This window comes from Flexivirga sp. (assembly GCF_035551235.1).
GTDB lineage: Bacteria > Actinomycetota > Actinomycetes > Actinomycetales > Dermatophilaceae > Flexivirga.
Genome location: NZ_DASZNO010000006.1, coordinates 1 through 5,423, shown reverse-complemented (window position 1 = coordinate 5,423; position 5,423 = coordinate 1). Strand labels below are relative to the sequence as shown.

General features: G+C 68.7%; 3 protein-coding genes and 1 pseudogene. All 4 read right to left on the bottom strand.

Annotated features, from left to right (window positions below):
• Positions 1-40: 40 nt before the first annotated feature.
• A complete protein-coding gene (gene sucD / locus VG502_RS00920) occupies positions 41-925 on the bottom strand; it encodes a succinate--CoA ligase subunit alpha (protein WP_325547825.1) in 885 nt (294 codons plus the stop codon).
• A 36-nt stretch (positions 926-961) separates the two neighbouring features.
• A complete protein-coding gene (sucC, locus tag VG502_RS00915; protein WP_325547823.1) occupies positions 962-2,134 on the bottom strand; it encodes an ADP-forming succinate--CoA ligase subunit beta in 1,173 nt (390 codons plus the stop codon).
• Positions 2,135-2,377: 243 nt separating this feature from the next.
• Complete coding sequence (locus VG502_RS00910; protein WP_325547821.1) at positions 2,378-5,017, bottom strand: FtsX-like permease family protein; 2,640 nt, start codon at positions 5,015-5,017, stop codon at positions 2,378-2,380.
• A 196-nt stretch (positions 5,018-5,213) separates the two neighbouring features.
• Positions 5,214-5,423, bottom strand: a pseudogene (locus VG502_RS00905) (ABC transporter ATP-binding protein); the annotation flags it as partial.

Here is a 5,423-nt window from a genome sequence, read left to right as displayed (position 1 = left end):
CGGAACGTGTTGTTCCGGCGGCCGACTCGTTGGGTGTGCCTCAGGCGAGGTTCTTCAGGATCTCCCGCATCAGCTCGGCGGTCTCGGACGGCGTCTTGCCGACCTTGACGCCGGCTGCCTCGAGCGCTTCCTTCTTCGCCGCGGCGGTGCCGGACGAACCGGAGACGATGGCGCCCGCGTGGCCCATGGTCTTGCCCTCCGGGGCGGTGAAGCCCGCGACATACCCGACGACGGGCTTGGTCACGTGCTCCTTGATGTATGCCGCGGCGCGCTCCTCGGCGTCGCCACCGATCTCACCGATCATCACGATCGCCTTGGTGTCGGGGTCGGCCTCGAACGCCTCGAGCGCGTCGATGTGCGTGGTGCCGATGACCGGGTCACCGCCGATGCCGATGGCCGTGGTGAAGCCGTAGTCACGCAGCTCGTACATCATCTGGTAGGTCAGCGTGCCCGACTTGGAGACCAGGCCGATCGGACCCTTGCCCGCGATCGTGTGCGGCGTGATGCCGGCCAGCGACTCCTCCGGCGTGATGATGCCGGGGCAGTTCGGGCCGATGATGCGGGTCTTCTTGCCGACGCTGTAGTTGTAGAACTCCGCGGAGTCCTTCACCGGGATGCCCTCGGTGATGACGACCAGCAGCGGGATCTCGGCGTCGATGGCCTCGATCGCGGCGTCCTTGGCGAACTTCGGCGGCACGAAGGCGACCGAGACGTTCGCGCCGGTGGCTTCCATGGCCTCCTTCACCGTGCCGTAGACGGGCAGCTGCTGGCCGCCGATCTCGGCCTTGGTGCCGGCCTTGCGGGAGTTGACGCCGCCGACGATGTTGGAGCCGGCCTCGAGCATCAGTGCGGTGTGCTTGGAGCCCATGCCACCGGTCATGCCCTGGACGATGATCTTGCTGTCAGCATCCAAAAAGATTGCCATTATTGGTGATTCCTTAGTTTCGTATGCCGTCAGCGGTCACTTGGAGGCGAGCTCGGCGGCCCGGGCCGCAGCCCCGTCCATCGTGTCGACCTGGGTCACGAGCGGGTGGTTCAGCTCGTCGAGGATCGCGCGGCCCTTCTCGACGTTGTTGCCGTCGAGGCGAACGACCAGCGGCTTGGTGGCGTTGTCACCGAGGATCTCCAGCGCGCCCTTGATGCCGCTCGCGACCTCGTCACATGCGGTGATGCCACCGAAGACGTTGACGAAGACGGACTTGACCTGCTCGTCGCCGAGGATGACGTCGAGACCGTCGGCCATGACCTGCGCGTTGGCGCCGCCGCCGATGTCCAGGAAGTTGGCGGGCTTCACGTCATACTGCTCGCCCGCGTAGGCGACGACGTCGAGCGTGGACATGACCAGGCCCGCGCCGTTGCCGATGATGCCGACCTGGCCGTCGAGCTTGACGTAGTTGAGGTTCTTGGCCTTGGCCTTGGCCTCGAGCGGGTCGGCGGAAGCGGTGTCCTCCAAGCCCTCGTGGTCGGGGTGGCGGAAGTCCGCGTTGGCATCCAGGGTGACCTTGCCGTCGAGAGCGACGATGTCGCCGGCGCCGGTCTGCACCAGCGGGTTGACCTCGACCAGCGTGGCGTCCTCCTCGCGGTAGACGTCCCACAGCTTCTCCAGCACCGGGGCGATCTTGGCGCCGAGCTCGGCGTCGAAGCCGGCCTCGTCGACGATCTCCTTGGCCTTGGCGGAGTCGATGCCGACGTTGGGGTCGACGGCCACGCGGGCGAGTGCCTCGGGGCGCTCGACGGCGAGCTGCTCGATCTCCATGCCGCCCTCCTTGCTGCACATCGCAAGGTAGGTGCGGTTGGACCGGTCGAGCAGGACGGAGAAGTAGTACTCCTCCTTGATGTCCGCGCCCTGGGCAATCATCACGGTGCCGACCGTGTGGCCCTTGATGTCCATGCCGAGGATCTCTGCGGCGCGATCACGCGCTTCCTCCGGCGACTTGGCGACCTTGACGCCGCCCGCCTTGCCGCGGCCGCCGGTCTTGACCTGCGCCTTGACGACGGTCACACCGCCGGACTTGGCACCGATCTCGGCAGCGGCCTGCTCGGCCTGCTCGGCAGTCGTGGCGGTCTGTCCGGCCAGCACCGGTACACCGTGCGCCTCGAACATGTCGCGCGCCTGATATTCGAAAAGATCCACGCGGAATCCGTCCTCGTCCCGGGAGTCGACCCCGCGTGGCGCGAGGCAGGCCCCCTCATTGATTCGTGATGAACTTCTGAAGGGATGAGGTCTCCGCGCTCGCCGGGGCGACGTGTCCGGGACCTCGTTGTCCAGATCGGATGCTAGTAGCCCCAAGGCCCGCAGCGCAGGCTGGCCCCGGGGCTACCGGCGAGTACGTGACTGAACTCACGTGGTTCGCGCCCAGCACTTGTCACTTGCGCCTCAGGTGACGCGGCGGGTCATCGACACCCGGCCCCGGGTCGCGAGCGCGGCTAGTGCCGCCGCGAGCAGCGGCACGCCGATCGCGACCACCAACAGTTGGAGCCACGGTATGGCGGTGATGGTGTGGTGCGCACCGGGATCGGTCACGACGGTGACAGGGTTGCTCACGGCGATCCCGGCCACCGCACCGACGAGCAGACCGAGCAGCGCGCCGAACAGTCCGACAACGGCCGCGTTAGCCGCGGCGATCTTGCGCCGCAACGATGCCGGCGCCCCCAACGATGCGAATGTCGCACTGTCTGCACGGGATTCGGCATTGGACAATGCCGTCGCCGTCAATGTGGCGACCAGCACCAGGAGTCCGAACACACCTCCGATGAGCCAGTACAGCCAGGCGCCGACGGAGTCATAGCCGCGCTCGACATACAGATAGCTGTCGCCGGTCAAGTGCTCGTCGATCTGCTGTTGGGCCGAGGCGGGGATCCCGCCGGAGTTCCGGATCCAGAGGCCAGCAGTGAAGCCGCCGCCCGGGATCTGCGCCGCGGCCTTCGTCGAGACGAGCGCTGCCGGGGTCAGGCTGTTTCCGAAGGTCGAATAGGTCTCCGGCTTCTGCGAGACCATGGTCAGCTCCCGCTGCTTGCTAACCCGGACGGGGAGCGTCACGCCGTGCACGTTCCTGACCTGCGTACCGTGCTTGGTGCCGATGACCAGCCGGACCGTGGCCGAATGCCGGCTCCCGAGTGCGCCCGACGGGACCAGCACGTGTCCGCTGCGTAGGGCGGCGACGTCCGCGGCACTCAGCCGGTATGCCGCTCCGAGCTGCTCCGGTGAGGCGGCCAGGATCGGCGGCCCTTCGGTGCCGAAGACCGGGTTGCATGCGGCCGACCCACCAGGACGCGGCGCCGCCCTGAGCGCTGCCACATCCGTGCAGCCGGCGGTGTATGCCGCGAACCGCTGCGTCGTCTCGACAGGATCGCCCATCGGTCGCCCGACACTGCGCAGCTGGACAAGCTCCGCGTCCGGCAGCGCCTTCCGCACTGTGGCAACGGACGAAGCGACCCCGCCGAGCCCGCCGACGCCGTCGGTCACCAGGCCCTGCCCGACGGGCAGCGACGGCTGGTAGGCCGCACTGCTAGCTCGGTCGGAGCTGGCGAACGCGATGGAGAGGGTGGTCAGGGCAGCGACGGTCGCCAGTATGGCGCCCACCGTCGCAACGGCCCGGCCTCGTTGGCGGCTGACATCGCGTGCCGCGACCCGGAAGGGCAGCGGCAGGTGCCGGGCGAGCAGCCCCAGCCGGGTGAGCAGCCAGGGTGCCGTCATGAGCGTGCCGGCGAACAGCGCGATAGTTCCGGTGATGGTGCCGCCCATCAGTTCCGGCGACAGGCGTTGCGCATGGATCCCGCTGCCGACGAGCGTCGCCGTGAGCACGGCGCCGCCCACGACCGCGATCACCAGCCCGAGGATCGGCCAGCCGACCCGGACCTTCGGGGCGGAGACGTGCCCGCGCAGGACTGCGATGAGATTGACGCGCGACGCGACGACGGCCGGCACGAACGCCGCAATCAGTGACGCGGCGACCGCCACCCCGAAGAGCAACAGGCCCCAGCCCAAACGCAAATCGACCGGGCCAGGCGCCTGGGCGGTGACCGACCAATGGCCGTAGAGCTTCGCGGCGATCGCGCCGAGCACGGCGCCGAGCACGATCGCGATGAGCGCCGCGAGGGCACCGAGCAGCAGCGCTTGGGCAAGGACATATTTGCGCAGTTGTCGCTTGGTCGCACCGTTGCTGGCCAGTTGCGCGAGCGCCCGCCGATGACGTGACCCGCTGGCCGCGAAGGCCGGACCGGCGAGCAACGCGATCACGATGACCAGCCCGACCCCCAGCAACACCCACACGGCTGGCGGCACCGGGCTGTAGTCCATCCCGCGGGTGGCGGAGTCCGCTTCGGCCTGCACCGGATGGTTGATCACCTCGCGACTGGCGACAGCCAACCCGTAGCGGTTGAGGTGCTTGACCTCCGGCCACGCGACAGGGTCGCTGCGCTCCAGCAGCCAGGTGCTGGTGCGGGCTGCCGGCAGAGCGACCAGGTCCTGCGCGTTCGGCGTCTCGACCCGACCGACGACGGTCAGTCGCGTACGGTGACCGTCGCCGTCGACGACGGTCAACACGCCGTCGGTCGGAATGCCATGGGCCTCACCCGATCGCGAGACCAACACCTCGTGCGCATCGGACGGCCAGTGTCCGCTGGTCAGCGTGGCCATCCCGGCATACGGGCGCTTCCTGCCATCGATGCCAAGGACGTCCGCCCGCACTCGACGATCGCCGATCTGCACACGACGGCTCCGCTCGCTCACCGGCAGCACGGATCCACCGGTCATGTGCTGAACGTCCTGCGTGTCCGGACGCTTCGGCGTCCCCGGGAATCGCAGCGCCGACCGAGCACCGGGGCCGCCGCCCCAGCCTCTCCCATCGGCCGACTGCGTGATGCCCTCGTTGCTGGCATCGCCGGCACTTGAGATGAGCGCCTGACTCGAGCCCATGGTCCGGTCGATGCCTTCGGTCGCGTTCACGTCCTTGGTGAATGCGAAGGTGCCGGTGGCCGCGACCAGGAACAGCGGCAGGCCGATGAGCAGCACCACCAGTGCTGCCCGGCCAGGGTATTTGCGTATGTCGCGGGCGGCGAGCCGCAGGGCGACTCGCCAGCCCCCGACATACCCTCCGGGGCCTCCTGACCCCCGGAGGGAGTGACCTGATGTGCGCTCCCCCGAGCTGCTCACCATTGCGCGGTCCCCGCGTATCGGAGTGACGAAGGAGCGGAGAACTTCGTGGGGTGCATCAGACCACCCGGCTCAGCAGCGACTCGGGCGTTGCCGGGTCACCGGTCGTGTCGACGACGACACCGTCGCGCAGGAAGATGACCCGGTCCGCCCAGGCGGCGTGCCGTGACTCGTGCGTCACCAGCAGCCCTGCCGCGCCGTCGTCGCACTGGTCACGCAACGTGCGCAGCACGGCTTCGCCGGTCGTCGAGTCGAGTGCTCCGGTGGG